The sequence below is a fragment of the Lysinibacillus sp. FSL L8-0126 genome, from assembly GCF_038630385.1.
GTDB lineage: Bacteria > Bacillota > Bacilli > Bacillales_A > Planococcaceae > Lysinibacillus > Lysinibacillus fusiformis_D.
Genome location: NZ_CP152028.1, coordinates 3,603,135 through 3,620,750 on the forward strand (window position 1 = coordinate 3,603,135; position 17,616 = coordinate 3,620,750).

The 17,616-nt window shown below is 35.2% G+C and carries 13 protein-coding genes and 1 pseudogene; 9 read left to right on the top strand and 5 right to left on the bottom strand.

All coding sequences use genetic code 11. The features are described 5' to 3' along the window. Positions 1-153 precede the first annotated feature (153 nt). The 5 genes from MHI34_RS17420 to MHI34_RS17440 all read left to right on the top strand — a co-directional run bounded on the left by MHI34_RS17420 (position 154) and on the right by MHI34_RS17440 (position 6,987). A complete protein-coding gene (locus tag MHI34_RS17420) occupies positions 154-4,329 on the top strand; it encodes a S8 family serine peptidase (RefSeq protein WP_342503709.1) in 4,176 nt (1,391 codons plus the stop codon). Between the two features lie 491 nt (positions 4,330-4,820). Next, entirely contained in the window at positions 4,821-5,042 is a 222-nt protein-coding gene (locus MHI34_RS17425) for a transcriptional regulator (protein ID WP_342503710.1), read from the top strand. Beyond that, the gene (locus MHI34_RS17430) at positions 5,039-6,298 is read left to right on the top strand and encodes a UV damage repair protein UvrX (RefSeq protein WP_340809134.1); all 1,260 of its coding nucleotides are present in this window, start codon (positions 5,039-5,041) and stop codon (positions 6,296-6,298) included. The genes MHI34_RS17425 and MHI34_RS17430 overlap by 4 nt, the downstream gene beginning before the upstream one ends. A 13-nt stretch (positions 6,299-6,311) precedes the next feature. After that, positions 6,312-6,644: a YolD-like family protein gene (locus MHI34_RS17435; protein WP_089932669.1), complete on the top strand. Its 333-nt coding sequence runs from the start codon at positions 6,312-6,314 to the stop codon at positions 6,642-6,644. After that, positions 6,637-6,987 carry a hypothetical protein gene (locus MHI34_RS17440; protein ID WP_036116956.1) on the top strand — a complete coding sequence of 117 codons (351 nt, stop codon included), beginning with the start codon at positions 6,637-6,639 and terminating at the stop codon, positions 6,985-6,987. The genes MHI34_RS17435 and MHI34_RS17440 overlap by 8 nt, the downstream gene beginning before the upstream one ends. 163 nt (positions 6,988-7,150) lie before the next feature. On the opposite strand, the pseudogene MHI34_RS17445 reads toward MHI34_RS17440, so the two are convergent. Then, positions 7,151-7,741: pseudogene (locus tag MHI34_RS17445) on the bottom strand (phosphotransferase); the annotation flags it as partial. Positions 7,742-8,304: 563 nt separating this feature from the next. On the opposite strand from MHI34_RS17445, the gene MHI34_RS17450 reads away from it, so the two are divergent. Beyond that, complete coding sequence (locus tag MHI34_RS17450; RefSeq protein WP_180957808.1) at positions 8,305-8,598, top strand: ATP-binding cassette domain-containing protein; 294 nt, start codon at positions 8,305-8,307, stop codon at positions 8,596-8,598. Between the two features lie 218 nt (positions 8,599-8,816). Here the strand turns inward: MHI34_RS17450 and MHI34_RS17455 are convergent, their stop codons facing one another. Beyond that, complete coding sequence (locus MHI34_RS17455; RefSeq protein WP_342503711.1) at positions 8,817-9,293, bottom strand: GNAT family protein; 477 nt, start codon at positions 9,291-9,293, stop codon at positions 8,817-8,819. Positions 9,294-10,012: 719 nt separating this feature from the next. Beyond that, positions 10,013-10,231 carry a hypothetical protein gene (locus tag MHI34_RS17460; protein WP_271910102.1) on the bottom strand — a complete coding sequence of 73 codons (219 nt, stop codon included), beginning with the start codon at positions 10,229-10,231 and terminating at the stop codon, positions 10,013-10,015. A 760-nt stretch (positions 10,232-10,991) separates the two neighbouring features. Between MHI34_RS17460 and MHI34_RS17465 the strand changes: the two genes are divergently transcribed. Together MHI34_RS17465 and MHI34_RS17470 are read left to right on the top strand one after the other, a co-directional pair. Next, a complete protein-coding gene (locus MHI34_RS17465; protein WP_036116946.1) occupies positions 10,992-11,465 on the top strand; it encodes a peptide-methionine (S)-S-oxide reductase in 474 nt (157 codons plus the stop codon). 1,138 nt (positions 11,466-12,603) lie between these two features. Further along, the gene (locus tag MHI34_RS17470; RefSeq protein WP_036116942.1) at positions 12,604-14,376 is read left to right on the top strand and encodes an oleate hydratase; all 1,773 of its coding nucleotides are present in this window, start codon (positions 12,604-12,606) and stop codon (positions 14,374-14,376) included. Positions 14,377-14,713: 337 nt separating this feature from the next. On the opposite strand, the gene MHI34_RS17475 is transcribed toward MHI34_RS17470, so the two are convergent. Then, positions 14,714-15,895: an MFS transporter gene (locus MHI34_RS17475; RefSeq protein WP_058843642.1), complete on the bottom strand. Its 1,182-nt coding sequence runs from the start codon at positions 15,893-15,895 to the stop codon at positions 14,714-14,716. A 21-nt stretch (positions 15,896-15,916) separates the two neighbouring features. Next, positions 15,917-16,378, bottom strand: a complete 462-nt coding sequence (locus MHI34_RS17480) for a MarR family transcriptional regulator (protein WP_058843643.1) — start codon at positions 16,376-16,378, stop codon at positions 15,917-15,919. A gap of 248 nt (positions 16,379-16,626) precedes the next feature. Here MHI34_RS17480 and MHI34_RS17485 point away from each other — a divergent pair, with 248 nt between their 5' ends. Continuing rightward, positions 16,627-17,076, top strand: coding sequence for a hypothetical protein (locus MHI34_RS17485; protein WP_342503712.1), 450 nt, complete (start codon positions 16,627-16,629; stop codon positions 17,074-17,076). Positions 17,077-17,616: the final 540 nt, after the last annotated feature.

A 17,616-nucleotide genomic window follows, 5' to 3' on the forward strand; every position in this document is an offset into this window, starting at 1 on the left:
AGATTTAATCTATTTTTCATAAATTGATACAAATTATCAATATTTCAGAATATTTAAATATTCCGATTCTCGAATTAGTTCCATTGTGATAAATTGGAAATATCACACTAAACTGAAAAGTGTGACAATTAAAGGAAGAGGAGGAAATGAGATTTGAAAAATTTTAAGTTTATGAAGTTTTTAAGTAGTATTCTAGTTTTCGTTATGGTGCTTTCTCTATTAGTTCCATTGTCGAGTGCTAGTGCTGAAGAATCGAAACCATTCAAGCAAGATAGTCAAAGTGAAAGTATAATTCAACTAAAGGCGGCTATTGCTGAACAGCTAAGCTTGTCTAAAGATGGTCCAACCCTCCATGAAAGCTTAGAAAATGTATCAGGCAATCAAAAGGTTGCAGTCATCGTTCATTTATCCGAAAAGCCTGTTGCATTAGAGCAAGGAATAAGTGAAGTCAAAGGCCGAAAATTCTCTAATGCCCAAGCAAAAGAAGTTCGTTCCAATGTAAAAGTACAACAAGCAGAAGTTAAAAAAGAGTTAGCTATTAAAAATGTGGAGATGACTCAAGGTTACACATTTGATACTGTTTTAAACGGTTTTGCAGCAACTGTGAAGGCAAAGGATCTCCCAAAACTGCTTACAGTTGATGGAATTACATTAATTGAACCTGATGCAATTGTTTACGCATCAGAAGATAATACGATGAAATCATCGGAACTTATGAAGAAAGATTCAGTAGAAGCTCAAATGAATACAAGTAATTCTTTCCTTGGTATCGAACAGCTTTGGAAGGAAGGAATTGAAGGACAAGGAATAAAAGTAGCAGTATTAGATACTGGTATTGATGCAGATCACCCTGAATTCGCTGGAATTTATAAAGGCGGAAAAAACTTCATTCCAAATTCTTCTACTTACACGAAGCCTCGAGCAGATAACGATGCATCGGAAACATTACCTTCAGAGCGTCCAGTCGGGACACCTGAATTTAATGAAAAAGGAAGCTCGTTCTATACTTCTCATGGTACACATGTTGCTGGAACAATTGCAGCAATCGGCGCTAACGAATTTGGTATTAAAGGAATTGCGCCAAAAGTAGACCTTTATGCTTACCGTGTTCTTGGAGCATACGGAAGTGGAGCTACATCTGGTATTGTTAAAGCAATTGAAACTGCTGTAAAAGAAAAAATGGACGTTATCAACCTTTCACTTGGCGGGGGAGCCAATTCTGAAACGGATGCTGGTTCTTTTGCTATTAATAATGCAATGATGGCTGGAACAATCGGAGTAGTTGCAACAGGAAACTCTGGTCCAAATCGCGGAACAATGGGTACTCCTGCAACAGCTCGTTTAGGCATTGCTGTTGGTAACACAACAAATCCTGAAACAATGTATAACGGGGAAGTGAATGTTACAGTTGGCAATTACAACTTAACAAAACAGCTTCCATTAATGGGAACGACTTTTGGGAAAGATGTAGCAAAACAGCTTCAAGGAGAATTTGACCTAGTTGCTGTTCCTGGAAACGGAGAAGTAAAAGACTTTGAAGGAATTGATGTAGAAGGGAAAGTGGCATTGATTTCCCGTGGCGGTATCGCATTTGTTGATAAAATTGCGAATGCAAAGGCAAATGGAGCTGTCGCAACAATAATTCATAACTTTGCTGGCGGAACAAATGCACCGGACATTTCAGGCACATTCCTTGGTGATTCATTTGAATTTCTGCCAACATTCGACATGTCTCAAACGGATGGTAATGCAATTCGCGCTGCATTAGCAGGCGGAACTGGAAAAGTAAGTTTTAGTAAATTCGCTTCCACAAAGACACTTGGGGATGAGGTAAACTCTTCCAGTTCGCGCGGACCATCTACACCAAACTTTGATATTAAACCAGATGTAAGTGCACCTGGAACAAATATTATGTCAACGATTCCAATGTATAAAAAAGATTTCCCTGATGCAGATTATGGGGAAGCTTATGGTCGTAAAACAGGAACATCTATGGCAACACCGCATATTGCAGGTATTGTTGCATTAGTTAAACAAGCAAATCCTAGTTGGAACGCGTTCGATGTAAAAGTGGCGCTTTCTAATACAGCACAGGTTTTAGATACAACAAAATACGATGTGTTTTCTCAGGGTGCAGGGCGTGTAAATGCTTATGCAGCAGCTCATCCAGAAATTCTTGCCTATGCACTTGATAGCGCAATTTTGGATGGTACGGGTGCAGTTACAGAAAACTTGAAAGGGACAGTTACTTTCGGTCCACAATCATTGAAAGATCAGGATATTTCTGTAACGAAACAAGTTTTAGTAAAAGATATTAAAGGGAACGGCGGCAATTATAACGTATCGATTGATGTGACAAAAACATTTGGTGATGCAACTGTTACAGTAGATCAGCCGACATTTAATCTAGTTGGTGAGCAAGTGTTAAATATTACATTAACTGCTTCACAAGCTACGGCACCAAATGGCTCTGAAATATTAGGGTATATTTATATCAATGGAGGATCTACAGAAATTTCATTACCATTTGCAGCTGACTTAGGTGGCGAGGCAGTAACGGAAATTAAAGATTATAAGATTACAGAAACAGACCTATCCTTTAACGGCGATGGAGTGAAAGATTCAGCTGTACTTTCATTCACATTAACTGGAGACGTAACAACTAACTATATCGAGCTTTGGGATATTATGAATCCTGAAGGTGGAGAATACGAAGACGGCTACATTGGTTATCTACATGCAGGTACTGCGCTAGGAAAAGGCTCTTATACGCTAAATGTTGGTGGGCAGTACAAACCATGGGGATCAGAACCTGCCACAACGATTCCAGATGGCCTGTATACAATTGACTTCACTGGTCTTGCAGCATCAGGAGCAGTTTCCGATTATGTTGGGCCAATTGTTGTGAAAACAACTAAACCAGAAATTACAGGTTCAGTAGCTAATGGTGTCGCTACAGGACAGGTAACAGATAAGTATATCGACTACAATGAAGAGTTAGATTTATATGATTTAAATTATAATTTAAATGATAAATTAAAAGCTTCCTATATTTCGACGATAAATGGTGAAGTACAAGCACCAGTTCCTTTTGAATTAAATCAAGACGGTAGCTTTACATTCCCAGTAACAGCAGAAACTAATGCTGTATCAGTAAAAATTACTGACGCTGCCGGAAATGTTGGTGAAGCAAAGATATATGAAAATGAAGTAGTAACAGCACTTTCTGTAAATCCAACTGAGCTAGACCTAAAAGCTGGAGAAACTGCACAACTGACGGTAACAGAAACGTCAACGCCTGCAAAAGGTGATGCAACAGAGGAAGACGTAACTACAAAAGCTACTTATGTGGTTGGAGATGAAAACATTGCAACAGTAGCAAATGGATTAGTCACTGCAGTAGGTGAGGGCACGACTACTATTACTATTTCATATGGTGATAATAAAGTTACTGTAAATGTTACAGTTAAAGCACCTGTTGTAGAAGTAGTAACACTAGAAATTGACCAATCTCAGGTTGAAACTAGTATAGGTAAGGAAGTTGCCGTGAAGATTACTGAAGTAACCACTTTTGATGGGAAAACAACAGAAAAAGATGTTACAAAGCTTGCAACCTACGAAGTAGCGAATGATAAAATAGCTACTGTAAAAGCAGGGGTGGTAAAAGGAAAAGGTCAAGGTAATACGACGATTACGGTAACGTATGGTGAGCACACACTAACATTTGGTGTGTTTGTAAAGCAAGGTGATGACAACGGAAACGGTAATGGAAACGGTAATGGAAACGGTAATGGAAACGGAAACGGTAATGGAAACGGTAATGGAAACGGAAACGGTAATGGAAACGGTAATGGAAACGGAAACGGAAATGGAAACGGAAATGGAAACGGAAACGGTAATGGAAACGGTAATGGAAACGGTAATGGAAACGGTAATGGAAACGGAAACGGTAATGGAAACGGTAATGGAAACGGAAACGGAAACGGAAATGGAAACGGAAACGGAAATGGAAACGGAAACGGAAATGGAAACGGAAATGGAAACGGAAATGGAAACGGAAATGGAAACGGAAACGGAAATGGAAACGGAAACGGAAACGGAAACGGAAACGGAAACGGTAATGGAAACGGAAACGGAAACGGAAACGGAAATGGAAACGGAAACGGAAATGGAAACGGAAACGGAAACGGAAACGGAAACGGTAATGGAAACGGAAACGGAAACGGAAATGGAAACGGAAACGGAAACGGAAACGGAAATGGAAATGGAAACGGAAATGGAAACGGTAATCAAATAATAATAAAGTCACCGTGGATGATTTATAGTTAATTTCAGTTCAAGTAAAAAGAGAAATTGCACCTCGCAATTTCTCTTTTTACTATTATTTATAAAGAAGTCCCTTTTAAAAAATTATCTCCTACTAAACTAACTGTGACATATTCTTTCGAATTTTCTTGCCATATTTGATATAAATCAGTTCCTCTTTATTTCTCCCATTCATAGTTCACTTCTTGATCAAGATTTTTTTACCTATTCCCTAATCACAGATGATACAACATTTCCAAAAAGGGCTCACTGGCACTGATAGAATATCAATGCTAGATGGCTGCTTAGTTTTTTACAACTTTCTACTTGACAGGGATAAATTTGAGTACTTGGTCTTTTTCCAAAAATTGAACATTGCCAAGATGAGAACATTCGTTCTATTATGTATACAAACAAATGTTCTTACGTAATATAGGTAAAAGGGAAAATCATTGTGCTAATAATAAATAACAATCATTTCAAAAAATTACGAGAGGCAATGGGAGGAAACTAAGATGAGAGAACAACTGATTAAAGCTATGCAGCATAAACAATTAGTGAATATGATGTATCTAGCAAAAGATGGCTCCATAACAAAAAGGCGTGTAAAAGTCATTAAAATTGTTGGTGATTCATTCCAGGCGTTTTGTTTTACAAGACATGCAAAACGTACTTTTTTGATTAGGAATGTTCTAGCTGTTATTCCTTTTGTTAGTAAGGGACGTGAAGTTATATGAATTATGAGGGTATGCCCAATAGACCAATTATGTGTATCGATATGAGATGCTTTTATGCCAGTATCGTGGCGATGTTACATGGGCTAGATGTTTTAAAAACGCCAGTTGCCGTAGTAGCAAATTTTGACCAACCAGGTAGCGTAGTGCTTGCGGCATCACCATTGATGAAAGAGAAATTTAAAATCAAAACTGGAAGTAGACGTTATGAGATACCAAAACATCCTGACATTAGATTGTTTGAGCCTAAAATGAGTTTCTTTATTCAAATGTCGATGACGATTACTAAATTAATCTCTAATTATGTACCAGTTGATGCGATACATGTGTATAGTGTGGACGAAAGTTTTGTTGATTTAACTGGCACTGAAAAGCTTTGGGGTTCACCTGAGGAAACGGCTAAGGAAATACAAAGAGCTATTCTTGACCAATTTAATATACCTAGTGCAGTAGGTATGGGACCAAATATGTTAATAGCCAAATTAGCTTTAGACCTTGAAGCAAAGAAAACAGGTTTCGCTAAATGGACATATGAAGATATTCCAAAAAAATTATGGCCAGTTCAACCCCTTTCTGAAATGTGGGGGATCGGTAAACAGATGGAAGCAAATCTAAATGCTATGGGGATACAAACAGTCGGTGGTTTGGCTAATACAGATTTAAAAGAATTAGAAAAGCGCTTTGGTGTAATGGGCAATCAACTCTATTACCATGCATGGGGAATAGATCTATCCAAATTAGGGGAGCCGTTAATAACAAACGGAGCGTTAAGTTTTGGGAAGGGCCAAATGCTGATGAGGGATTACCATACACGTAAAGAAATCTCTGTAGTACTTCTTGAAATGTGTGAGGACGTAATGAAGCGAACGCGGGATGCAGGTTATGTTGGTCGTACAATTAGTATTGGTCTTTCTTATAGTCGAAACGCTCTGACCAAAGGATTCCATCGATCTAAAACAATTGCAGTACCGACAAGTGAAACACTTGTGATGTATAAAACTTGTATTGAATTACTGGATAAATATTTTACAGGTGAACCAACTCGGCAAATAGCTGTCCGAATATCCAACCTGGAAAGAGAGCATAGTATCCAATTAGATTTATTCGATGATCGTAAGCCACAGCGTCAAATAATCGGTCCTACAATGGATGCAATACGCAACAGGTTTGGAGCTACTTCAATATTAAGAGCAGTTTCTTTCACAAAAGCTGGGACGGCTATTAAGCGCGATCGCTTAGTTGGTGGTCATTTGGCATAGGAGTGATTTATTAATGATACAAGACAGAGGTCATATTAAATGGGCGTCGATGATGTTGCCGGAGCATTTAGAGCTTCTTAGAGAGTATAAACAAGCGCATCCAGAACAGCCAAGAGAATTGACTGAGTGGGAACTGGAAGAACTACAAAAAGCAATTGATCAAGCTTTTAATCAGCAATTGCACATAAAATTAGAAGTGTGGGAGGACTACAAAATCACACAATGGACTGGAATAATTAAATCGATTAATACTAATGAACTCATACTTGAAACACTACTTATAACGAAACGTATTCCAATTCAAAGTATTCAATCAGCTCAACTGGATGCTGATTATTATGATTAAAGCCAACGAAAGACAGTTACTGCATAAATATCTTTTGTTAGAGCTAGCAGTTAAATCATTACAGGTTGACTACTGTAGATTGGAGCAGTTTAAAATGAAAACGGTATTTCTTCCAATGATGGATTCATTGCTAAAGGATCTAAGACAGGAATATTTTCACCTCAAAGGAGAACTTGCACAAAAACGTATACGAGTAGTAGGCTGGCAACTAGTAGATGAATACTTTAGTGACGTACAAGTTGCCACTGCAGGTAATGATGTAGTACTTCGTTATGCAAATCAAGCTCTGAAATCACAGGTGGAAAAATTGTTGATGCATCATATACATGTAGCTTTAAAATAAAGATTGATTAAAGAAAATTTTTCCTTCATTTATCAGCAAACGTAAAAACACTCCATTTTGAAAAAATATTGATCAAAATGGAGTTAAGTATGAGATTTTTATTTGATTAATTAAATGAGCCTTATTCAACTAAAGCTCTGTTAGTTGAATAGACAAAATTCACCTAAATTTTCAGAAGGGAGTGTTTATGCTCAATTCTTATCCTGAAATGGTTCATTATTCGTATTTGTTCTTCAGTTAATTTTTCTATGTCCCAATACATATGCATTAAACTGTATTCAAAAATTTCCTTTAATTTTATAAATAGAGGGAGTTTTTCTAACATCTCTGATGATATAGAATTTTCTTCCTGATACCCTTCAATTATTGCGTTAGATATAGAACGACCATAGTCAACAATATTACTGTTTCCTACAAATGAATATTCCATCGCACTATAGATTGGAACAGCTAAATCAAATATATAGAAGTTTTTTTCGCAATCTTGAAAATCAATCATCGTAAAATTATTATGACTATCTACCAATATGTTTTCTAACCATAAATCACCGTGTATCAAACCATAATCTGACTGTTTTTTCGGAATATCCTTTATTGAGGATAAAACCTCATCTGCAATTTCTCTAATTATATTTTCTTCTTTAGGGATATATTTCAGAAAAGCATATTCTTCATTCTCATACCAATCGTTAATGTATTTAACGGTCTCTATATTTTCAAATGTTTTTGATAGGCGATGTAAACGACCAATTTGTGCATTAGACATTGTCAAAATTGTCATTATGATAAAAAACACTGTATATTCCCTGATTATACCATATGGAAAATCTCTGTTATTTAACTAAATTACAAACATATGGAAGACAATTTAAATACAATGTGCATCCAAACAGTTGGGGGTAGCCCATGCAGATGGAACGGAATTAGCAAAGCGCTTTGGGGAATTAATACTATTATCATGCATAAGGCATTGTTTTCTACATTGGGTGAGCCATTAGTGAGCAATGCGGGCTAAGCCTTGGGAAGGACCAGATGCTGATGAAGGATTATCACACATAAAAATACATTGCGGTTGTGCTGTTAGAAATATGTGGGGACGTGATGCGACATCCAAGAGAGTAGGGTGGACTGTTAGCTTGGGTCTCTCTTATAGTCGCAATGCGCTGAATGGGAGCTTGAAAAATTACAACAAACCATCACACATGCATTCGTACAACATAACGATATTATGTTAACTATATGGGAGCAGGCTAATTATGGACAATGGGGAGACACCATTCAAATGGGGCAGGGAAAACCACGCTTTGTAAGGTATTAGTGAGGCTATACAGACAGCAAAAAGGACAAATTCTTTTAAAGGATAAAGTGTTATCACCATCAAAGCGAAGTAAGCTAACCTATTTTGTCATGCAGGACCCAGACTATCCACTTTATGCGGCAAGTGTTGGGAATGAAATCATGTTAGGTCGGCAAGTAACAGAGACTCTAAGAAACAAGGCAATCGAAGCACTGGAAAATTTTTTGCTTGTCCCACTAAAGGACAGACACCCTGCATCACTATCAGGTGGAGAAAAACAGCGTGAAACACTAGCAGCAAGCAGTATTCTGTAGCTGATGCACAAATTGTACCACGGGATGAGCCTACTAGCGGGTTAGATGGGGCAAAAATGGGTGTAGCACATGGCAAATCAAAATAAATTTGTTTTTATCATTACACATGATTAGGATTTTATAGACATTATTTGTGATGAAGTGTTAGTTCTATAAGGAAAGGACCATAAAAATAGCAACGTCACTCATTTGAACAATGCAAATGAGTGACGTTTACTTCAAAGCGGCAAGTTCATAACGATTTGCTCACCAATAGGGCCTATTTTTCTTTCTCCGTGGTCCACAAAGCCAACTTTGGCATATAGATGCTGGGCAGCCGTGTTTTTATGATTGACAACTAACACCACTTCGTTACATTCTTTAAATTCCTGTTTGACAAAATCAGCTAGTGCAAACATGGCCTTTTTAGCATAACCTTTACCTTGCTGTTGATAATCGATAGACAAAGCGGTTAGTAACATTGCTTGGGGATTACTGGAATATTCTTTTACTCTATCCGTTGCATGAAGAACAAAAAAACCAACTGGCACATGATTACTTAAAATGACAATAGGATATTGTCCAACCTTTTCGATCGTAATTTCTTTTGGAAGGGCTGTAAACTGGTGTTGTTCTTCAGGTAGTTCAAAGCTGTTTAATTGCTCCACATAGTCTTCAGAGAAATGTACTAATTCAATGCTCGTTGTTGTTTGCATAAAAAAGCCTCCTTTTTTATTATTTTAACTACAGAACAAATGTTCGTCAAGGAGGCTTGTATAAAAATAACGCAAGTTGGGACTTTTTAACTTAATAAGTGACCGAAAAATAAAATGAAAGAAATACTAATAATCAAAATAAGTGTGATAACCATTGTCAATATTCCCCGAAGCAAGGTCGTTAAATTTCTTACATCTTTCATGCCCATAAGGCTAAGATAGAAACAGACAATGGACAAAAGTAGTGTCAATGTCAATGGATGAACATGAAGGTAGGTGTCAAAAAAGTTTTTCAATGTGCCTGATAGAAAAAATAGTAGGGTACAACCTAAAGAAAAAATAAATGACCAAAAGTTTAAATTAATTCCCATTGTTTCCCTCCTTCCTACAAAAACGAATTTGTCGTATCGATGTGCCAATGATTCCGTTTGATAGGGTAAAAGGATGAAACAAACAAAAGGGTAGGTGTAAAAGGAGGTCACTTGGACGAAAGTGACCTCAAGTACCATAAAGGAGTATAACGTAAAGTTGAAAGAACTTTACATTACTATTAGTATGCCTGAGCTAGTTGTTGAAGATAGTTATCTATCTCAGACACTAGCTTTTAATTATAAGTCCATATAAAAAAGCTAGAAAAACCTAAGAGAAGGCTGCGGGAGTTGTTTCCTTAGCCTTCTATAAAGGAATAGAAGCTAAAAAACATCCTAGACGGATGTTTTTTAGTATAACGGCTGCTGACAAGGGGGAAAGCCGTTGACATCTTGAATCACATGAAAATCATATTGCTTTAAGGCGAATTGACTTTGATACAAATATTCAAGGACAAGTAGTTTCCCATCTGAAACACCACAGAGGACACCTGAAGTACCTTGACCATTTGTCAAAGAAACACCGACAGGCTGACCGATTAAGTAAGCAATTTTATGTTGCCAAGGCACAATAGCCACTCCTTTCATTATAATATATGAAGGTGGTGGCTAGAGGTTCTTGCCTATAAAGTGACTTTCATTAAATCGTAGCCTCTGTTATTTGTTAAATTGCCATTATCCTAAAGGAATAGGAGTTATAATTGGGTTTCTGATTTTCAGTGGGAATATTGATTTACATAAAAAAGCAAGAGGGGGTTCTTTTAAGTAAAGATAAAAACTATTCACAGAAGAAAACAAAGCAGCAAGGAAGTTACTGATAAAATTCAACTTTATAAGAAGAAGGCTATTTAAGACAATATGAATGCAACCATGTTACTGAAGAATGTAGTGATATGTTGATCTATTCTTTATTGCATACAAAAGGGATAGCATTGTACAAAAACATCTTGGGGGCGATGTTAAAGGTGCTATCCCGCCATTAATGTATGTGTAAACGGTTATAAACATTACCACTGTGTGTAAATTAGAAAAAACGAAAAATTTTCTTTAAAGTAATGATGTCTTTTGATGATTACTGTAAGTAAAAAAGGTTAATCGCGACCAGCCTCCTACCATAGCTGGTCTAATAATCTCCCACCATACACAGAGACGCTTTTTTACTAACGACGCAGTTAGTTAAAGAGCGTTGCTTGACTTGTGTTCAACAATCGGACCATAATGTGACATAATAAAATTTGTCATTATTTTAATGTGTAATAGACTTAGTAATTACATTTGTTCTTCCTATATTACTTGAAATGAATTTTTTTAAATAAAAAGGAGAGTCAGTATGGAGATAGTATATTTTGCAGGTGGATGTTTATGGGGAGTACAAGCTTTTATAAAAACTTTACCTGGAGTTACGTTTACAGAAGCAGGAAGAGCTAATGGCACAGGTCATACACTGGAGGGCGATTATGATGGGTACGCCGAATGTGTAAAAACGGAATTTGATCCGACCATTGTCACAATCAGGGAATTAATGGGATATTTTTTTGAAATCATTGATCCATACAGTTTGAATCAACAAGGACAGGATATTGGCGAGAAATACAGAACGGGAGTATATAGTGAAAAGCCTGAACACTTACAAGAGGCGAAGGCGTTTCTTGATGAGAGAAATGATTACGATCTTATAGTTGTTGAAGTATTACCTCTTACAAACTATGTAAGAAGTGCAGAAGAACATCAAGATAGGTTAGCTAGATGTCCAAATGATTATTGTCATATTCCAAAAGAAATATTAAATAAGTATAAGTATTGAAGAACATTGAGTTGCATCGGCAGCTCTTTTTTTCTTTTAAACTAATAGTGCACGTTATATGCCCGTTTTATAAAAGAATATAATTTTAGCATGATTAGTTCTATTATTATTTTTGGTATTGCAGGCATACTTTATGCTTTGGTGGAAAATTCTTTCAAGAGAAATATAAAATTTGCTTAAACTAACGGGTAGCAATTGTTCAATTTAGTACACTCGCTTCCTGTGCTAAAGGGGCAGATTAGAAGTACTTAATTTGGATATTAACAATATACACTTGTTTTTGAACATCGTCCTCCAAACAAATTTAGAAAAACGTTTTCAAGATTTATCATTTATTCAATGTGCTTCTTGGAGTTATCCATCTAGATAGATTTATCAAAAAATCACTCATGCCAATATCATGAGTGATTTTTAATGGGTAACCTATTAAATAACGCCATCAGCTTTGGTTTTTTGTGTCATTTTTTTTATTTCTAAGTATAAATGATGTCAGGAATAAGAAGCTTGCCACCCATAACGAATAGAAAAGATTTTCAAGCAACGCCCAATGCCCATTTTTAAAATAATCCCATCCTGTTGATAATAAAAATACAACGATAATGAATGTGATATATATAGATTTTCCGAATGTAGTCAATTTAAACACCTCTATTTGTAATGTATGTAAATTGTAGCGTCAGTGAAAGTAGCAGGATAAAATCAAAGAAGTCCCATTATTATTAGCTATTACAGGTCATTTTAAACGAGATAATGAGAGATCCGAAAAAAGAATGATCAGTGAATAGGTGTTTTTAGTTATAAAAAGATTTTTTAATATAATAATTATGCAAATTTAACAACCGGAAAATTGTATAATTATCCCACTGGTATAGCATAATGAATGAGCATGGAACAGTGTATAAATGCTTTATCGAGATGGAGCTATGTAATTTGTAGATACTGTATAATTCCTTTTTAAAAAAGGGTTTTTTGAAATGATTTATAAAAATACAAGAAGATGTGATGTCAAATGATACGAGCATCCATTTAGGAGACATGCTATCGAATTTGAATTTTTTGTTAATTTATCTTTCTTTTTCCCATTTAGGTGCCAATGAGTGTTATTCTATATTGGAATAATAATTATGGAGGCGATATTATGTATTACAGTAATGGTAATTATGAAGCTTTCGCACGTCCGAAAAAACCCGAGGGTGTCGATGAAAAATCAGCCTATCTGATTGGTTCGGGGCTTGCCTCACTTTCAGCCGCATGTTTTTTAATTCGTGATGGCCAAATGAAAGGTGAGAATATTCATATTCTTGAAGAGTTAGATATTTCAGGCGGTAGTCTTGACGGAATTTTAAATCCGACAAGAGGGTTTATTATTCGTGGTGGTCGAGAAATGGAAGATCACTTTGAATGCTTATGGGATTTATTCCGTTCCATTCCATCATTAGAAATAGAAAATGCTTCGGTTTTAGATGAATTTTATTGGTTAAATAAAGAAGATCCTAATTATTCAAAATGTAGATTAATGGAGAATCGAGGACAAAGATTAGAGGATGACGGAAAGTTCACATTATCCGATCAATCGTCTGAAGAAATGATTAAATTATTCTTTACGCCTGAAGAGAAGCTAGAGGATAAAAAAATTACAGATGTTTTCTCTGATGAATTTTTTGAATCGAATTTTTGGCTGTATTGGTCCACGATGTTTGCCTTTGAAAAATGGCATTCTGCTATGGAAATGCGTCGTTACATTATGCGCTTTATCCATCATATTGGTGGATTACCAGATTTATCTGCACTGAAATTTACAAAGTATAACCAGTATGAATCCCTAGTACTTCCGATGATCAACTATTTAGAAAAACATAATGTTGATTTCCAATATAATACGGTTGTCGAAAATGTTCTAATTGACAATGTTGGAGATAAAAAGGTAGCTCATACATTAGTGTTAAAGCAAAATGGTGAGAAAAAAAATATAGAGCTAACCGAAAATGAATTGGTTTTTGTGACAAATGGTAGTATTACGGAAAGTACAACGTATGGAGACAATAACACACCAGCCCCTGAAACAACTGACTTAGGAGGAAGCTGGTCTCTTTGGAAAAACATCGCTGCCCAAGATGCTGCGTTTGGAAGACCAGAAAAATTCTGTGATAATTTGCCGAAAGAAAGTTGGTTTGTTTCAGCAACACTCACTACATTAGATGATCGAGTAGCACCTTATATTGAAAAGATTAGTAAAAGAGATCCATATGCGGGGAAGGTCGTTACGGGTGGTATTGTAACAGCAAAAGATTCGAATTGGATGCTAAGCTATACATTGAATCGACAACCTCATTTTAAAAATCAACCAAAAGATCAATTAGTTGTTTGGATTTATGGTTTACTATCTAATAAGCCAGGGGATTTTATTAAAAAAAGTATTACGGAATGTAGTGGCAGTGAGATAGCACAAGAGTGGTTGTACCATATGGGTGTACCTGTTGAGGATATTCCAGATTTAGCGCAAAATTCTTGTCAGACAATCCCATGCTATATGCCATATATCACATCTTACTTTATGCCGAGAGCAATAGGCGATCGTCCGTTAGTTGTCCCAAAAGGATCTGTAAACCTAGCCTTTATAGGGAATTTTAGTGAAACTGAAAGAGATACCGTATTCACAACAGAATATTCAGTAAGAACAGCAATGGAGGCGGTTTATCAATTATTAGCAATTGACCGAGGGGTTCCTGAAGTATTTGCTTCTGCCTTTGATATTCGTACGTTATTAGCGTCAACGGCTCGCTTACTAGATGGTAAAAAATTGACAGATATAGATGCGCCATTTATCTTAAAACAAATCGGTAAATTAGGTATTCATAAAACAAAGGATACAATCATTTATGATTTACTAAAAGAAAGTAAATTGATATAAAAAATAGCTCATCCTAACAATTTGAATCAGCACAAAAAAATAATAGACAAAGTCGAAATTCGGACTTTGTCTATTATTTTTTTAATTATTTAGCTTATCGGAAATATTTCTTAATATTTCAGTTTGTTCCTTTTGTAAGTTAATAAATTTAAGTAAGAACCAAACAATGAAAACAACTGGGACAAGATAAAAAAATAATAGCAGAAAAACAGGGATAATGCCGAGTAATAATTCCATAATTGTATGAAAACCTCCTTATTGGTTTATTATACCATAATAATTATGGGGGAAGCGGCCAATTTTTGAAGATAGCTCAACCTACTAGCAACCATATTTATTACATAGTACAATGCTTTAAACTAGAATACTGAAATAGCGAAATAAGAAAAAATAAAACACCCAAAAAAACAAAGAGGAGGGTACTTGGCAGAACAAGACTTAATCCAGAAAACATACCACCGATTGCCATACCTGAATAGCGAATAAAATTAAACAGTCCTAAGGCAGCTCCTCTATATTCGCTATATTCATTACTTATAATCGTTGAAAATAGTGGAGGGGCAAATCCAATTGCTAAGCCATACACAAATAACAGGGTACTTAATACGATAATTGATTGAGTATGTAGGAAACCAAAAGCTATAATTAACAACGGGAGGAAAAATAAAACAGTGATAAATAGCTTTTTCAACGTCACTTTCTTCTGTATTTTTTTAAAGATAACACTCCCCAAAATCATACTAACAGTTAAAGGTAAGTATAATAATCCAATGTTTTGTAACGATATATGATAATGATCGTGGAGCAAGATCGGTAAAAATACTAGAATGACAAAGTAAATAAAGAAGACAAAAAAGCTTACCGTCATCGTCATTAAACCGACACGATTCAAAAAAATGGCTCGATAGATTTGGATAAAGCTACTAGCATTTTCTTGACCGTTATTTCTTTTTCCGTTGTTAGGAAATGCCAGCATAATAAACACAAGTAATAGGGTTGCAATAAGAAATAGACATAAAAAAATACCTTGGTAGCCATAATATTCGCCTAATATTCCACCTACTATTGGAGAAACTGCTGGGGCCAGGGAAAGTAGTATTTGATACGTCCCCATTGCGCTCCCCCTTGCTTCACCATCAAATAAGTGTGAAATCATATTTATCGTAACCAAGGGAATAACACCAGCTCCAATGGCTTGAACAACCCTAAAGACCATAAATACTAAAAAGTTGGTTGTAAATGCACAGACGATGGTTGAGATACTAATTAACAAGAAACTAAAGATCAACAACCGTTTTTGATTTTGGGTATCTATTACTGCACCTAAAAAAATTTGAACCATGGCTATGATAAAAATAAAGCTACTGACAGTGAAATTCACCCAATTAATAGATACGCTAAATGAATCCCGAATGAGTGGAATGACAGGCGTATAAATATTTTGATTTAAAGAAGCGAAGAAACTGCTTATACTTAACAAATACAATGCAAGTATTTTCGTTTGAGCTAGTCGAGACATATACATTCTCCTTTTACAGCTTTAATGTGACTTCATGTTTTCGGTAATAGCGTTTAAAAATCGAATAATTGTCTCTAATTCCGAAGTGTTAAAATCATTAAGGATACTTAAGTAACGATTTTTTGCCTGCTCATGTAATTGATGGTGGATAAGCGCAAGCATCTCCCCTGATTTTGTTAGCATATAATATACTTCCTTTTTATTATCTTCTTGCTGCATTTTTTCAAGGATATTATGCTCTAATAGCTTTTTTACTGCTTTTGTAATCGCTGGTTTCGAAACATTTAAAGTTTCTGAGAGTGTGATGTTATTCGCCTTTCCTTTCTCTTTAATTGCTGCAACAATGTGTAATTGTGTCAATGTCCAATCTGAAACAATTGCTTCCTCCTGACTGACTTTCATTCCTTTTCTTCTTCTGTCAGCCGATTCTCTTTCTGTAATTAATCGTTGCAAAGCTTCTATAACATCATTTTTTTTCTCCATTTGTGTCACCTAGCCTTATTTTATTTTAGTTAACTGGTTAACAATTTCAATTTTATATTTTATTTTTATTTATGTCAACAGGTGTATTTAACGAGGTTATTTAATAGTTAATCAGTTAATAATAAGGTTGATATTAGCGATTTGACCGTAGCTATGCCTAGTGAAACTTGGATGTAGTGCAGTCAACTAAAATAAAATGAAGAAATTCATTGTAGTTATAGTTCAACTTTATGGTTCACTGCATCTGAGTGACTTTAGAATTAGTTAGTGAAAATGGTCTACTTTGGTTAATTCCTACATACCAAAATTCAATATTAAGTAAGGTTGAATACTTTTCTTTTATTATTAATGATCAATTTTGGGTTTGTGATCCTAACTGCTATCGTATTCATGTTATTGATGAGATGAATTTTTCGTATATTGAAGACTTATTAACCCAGCCAATAAATAAAGTGGTTGTAAACAATTCGAGTACAGGAAAAGATTTGAATAATAACACTTTTGAAGTAGTAAATAAAACAAAAGTATTTTCAAACTTAGATTCAGCAATTTGTTATACGGCAAACTTAAAAAATATAACCGAGGACTCTGCGGTTATTTTTCAAATAATTAACCCAGAAGGAAAATTGTATTTTGTGGACTGTGAGTGCTTAATGAGGAATAAAAAAATGGTGAACGAATTTATTATGCAGGATTAAAAATTACGCCTAATTTATTAGAAGGTACCTGGACCTTTCAACTGATTCATCAAAATAAAATAATAGATTCAAAAGCCGTTTTATACAAAATCTATAAAATTGACTATGGAAAAGATAAGAATAGTCATTTTACGAAAAAAAATTTCAATTTTAATTTAGAAATTTGAACGATATTAATTTTAGGAAGTGATTTTTATGAGTACTGGTAGGCAAATAGCTTCAATTTTTATATTACTATATTTTGTAGTTTTTTTTATAGTTTCAAAAATCTTTTCATTATCATCTACATTCAATTACATAGTTTACGGAGCAGGATTAATAATTTCTGTTATTCTACATATGTATTTTAAATTTAAATATGAAAATATTAAAAAACCAGGTTCTCGTTAAATTGAGTACCTGGTTTAATTAATTCCATAAATTTTATCTTGCTAATACTTATTCTATCGTATGTGCGAACGAACATTCTATGTAAGGGAGATGAACTTGACTTAGAGGAAATCGCAACCGCATTAAGTCTCCGGATTCCAAATATACCCC

Bases quoted from the DNA above. Each gene is read 5' to 3' on its own strand.
- MHI34_RS17475 (WP_058843642.1), bottom strand. From the start codon at position 15,895: ATGTCTCGACTAGCTCAAACGAAAATACTTGCATTGTATTTGTTAAGT.
- MHI34_RS17440 (WP_036116956.1), top strand. From the start codon at position 6,637: ATGATTAAAGCCAACGAAAGACAGTTACTGCATAAATATCTTTTGTTA.
- MHI34_RS17455 (WP_342503711.1), bottom strand. From the start codon at position 9,293: ATGCAAACAACAACGAGCATTGAATTAGTACATTTCTCTGAAGACTAT.
- MHI34_RS17470 (WP_036116942.1), top strand. From the start codon at position 12,604: ATGTATTACAGTAATGGTAATTATGAAGCTTTCGCACGTCCGAAAAAA.
- MHI34_RS17430 (WP_340809134.1), top strand. From the start codon at position 5,039: ATGAATTATGAGGGTATGCCCAATAGACCAATTATGTGTATCGATATG.
- MHI34_RS17465 (WP_036116946.1), top strand. From the start codon at position 10,992: ATGGAGATAGTATATTTTGCAGGTGGATGTTTATGGGGAGTACAAGCT.
- MHI34_RS17480 (WP_058843643.1), bottom strand. From the start codon at position 16,378: ATGGAGAAAAAAAATGATGTTATAGAAGCTTTGCAACGATTAATTACA.
- MHI34_RS17425 (WP_342503710.1), top strand. From the start codon at position 4,821: ATGAGAGAACAACTGATTAAAGCTATGCAGCATAAACAATTAGTGAAT.
- MHI34_RS17435 (WP_089932669.1), top strand. From the start codon at position 6,312: ATGATACAAGACAGAGGTCATATTAAATGGGCGTCGATGATGTTGCCG.